The sequence below is a fragment of the Protofrankia sp. CiP1_Cm_nod4 genome (assembly GCF_982290645.1).
The window spans coordinates 1-1,944 of sequence record NZ_CEVIVC010000106.1 but is presented as its reverse complement, the minus strand read 5'-3'; the positions used below and the strand labels follow the sequence as shown (position 1 = coordinate 1,944).

Below are 1,944 nucleotides of genomic sequence, written 5' to 3'. Positions count from 1 at the left end.
CCCACCTGGTAGTCCGGCTTCAGGATGAGCGCGTTGTAGTTGCCGGCGGACACCAGATAGGGAAACTCCGAGAACGGCCGCTCGAGGCGGAACACGACCGTGTCGGAGCCCGCCAGCGAGACACCGCCGGCCTTGAGCACCGTGTCGAACGCCGACAGCGCCGCGGACTTGTTCGCGGGATCGAGCAGACGGTCGAACGACGCCTTCACCGTGGCCGCGTCCAAAGGTGTGCCGTCGGAGAAGAGGACTCCCTGACGGATGGTGAACGACCAGGTCCGGCCCGCCTCCGACGACGTCCACGCGGTCGCCAGCCGGGGTTGCAGCTGGAAGTCGGAGTCCAGCCAGATCAGGTAGTCGGCGACGAGCTGGACCAGGGCGATCGCGGTGCCGTCGTACATCGTCACCGGATCCAGCGCGGTCGGCGGCGGCGGAGCGCTCAGGGTGACGGTGCCTCCCCGCTTCCCGCCCGCGGTCGAGGACGCCGAGGAGTCGGCGGCGTCCGCGTCACCCGTCGAACCGCCGCACGCCGCGAGGAGCGCGGCAAGCCCACCGGCGCCGGTACCGGCCAGCAGGCCGCGTCGGGTCAGCAGCGCCCGCACCGGATGTTCGGCGGACGCCGCCGCCATCCCGGCTGTTCCGGTCGTCTGAATCGGCTTGGCCGGCTGGACCGGCGCTGTCGGCTGAACCGGCGCTGTCGTCTGAACCGGCGCTGTCGTCTGAACCGGCATTGTCCGGGTCGGCGATTTTCTCACGAGGGTCGGCGTCCTTTGTGGAAGGGTGGGTGAAGCGCAGCGGATCAGGACCTGTGCCACGAACCCCCGTGTCCGGCGGCGGCCTGCGTAAATGACCATGTGACTCGGGTGCGGCGAGAGGCACAGGGGAGACGGTGGAACGCGCGGTGCTTGCAGACGGTGAACCGCCGGGCCTGCGCAGACGGGGCCGTACAGGCGGCAGCCGATCAGCCGCGGTAACAGCGCCCGCAGATCATCCGCATGAGGTCGATGTGTATCCGAGCGACCAGGAGAACTGTTCTCCACACACCACCAACGGCACCATGACCATCCCAACCAGTCAAGTGGGCAATACCTGCCAGCGACCCACCGGATTCGCGAATACGGGCAAAAATGGATAAGATTGGACGCGGATGCGGCAGGATCGTCCGGCCACGCCCCACCCAAGCCGCAGACGGCCCAGCCTGTACGGCCTGACGGCAGCCTGGGGGCGGAGTCTCGGCAAACGACCAGTTGCCCGTAGTCCAGGGAGTACCCGTGATCGACCTGCCGTTCCACCGGCCCGGCCGCTTCTGGCGGGGCAATCTCCACACCCACTCGGACCGGTCCGACGGGGCACTGCCGCCGGCGGAGATCGGGCGCCGCTACCGGGAGGCCGGCTATGACTTCCTGGCCATCACCGATCACTTCCGGGCCAGGTACGGATTCCCGCTGACAGACACCCGGCCGTTGCGCACCCCCGGATTCACCACACTGTTGGGCGCGGAGCTGCATGCCCCGCGCACCGAGTTCTCCTCGGAGTGGCACATCGTCGCCGTGGGGGTGCCACTCGGCTTCCCACCTCCCGAGCCCGGCGAGAGCGGACCGCACCTGGCCCGCCGGGCCCGGGCCGCGGGCGCGTTCATCGGCATGGCCCACCCCGCGGCTTCGCTGCTCACCCTCGCCGACGCCGAAAGCCTGGACGCGGCCCACGCGGTCGAGGTCTACAACGCACTCTCGGCCCGCGAGGACCGGGGCGACAGCTGGCATCTGACCGACATCCTGCTCAACCGGGGGCACCGGCTTGGCGCCTACGCCGCCGACGACGCGCACTTCCAGCCCCAGGACCCGCCGGGCTGTGCGGCCTGGGTCCAGGTACGCGCCGACACCCTCACCCCGGAAGCGCTCCTCGCGGCCCTCAAGGCCGGCCACTACTACTCGAGCACCGGACCCG

At 69.9% G+C, this 1,944-nt stretch carries 2 protein-coding genes; one reads left to right on the top strand and one right to left on the bottom strand.

Annotated features, from left to right (window positions below):
- The coding region (locus AC5LSR_RS17800) for an ABC transporter substrate-binding protein (protein ID WP_493468699.1) at positions 1 to 626 on the bottom strand (626 nt) is incomplete at its 3' end.
- Between the two features lie 642 nt (positions 627 to 1,268).
- Between AC5LSR_RS17800 and AC5LSR_RS17795 the strand changes: the two genes are divergently transcribed.
- Positions 1,269 to 1,944, top strand: a 676-nt coding sequence (locus tag AC5LSR_RS17795) for a CehA/McbA family metallohydrolase (RefSeq protein WP_250286590.1), incomplete at its 3' end; no start/stop codon positions are given.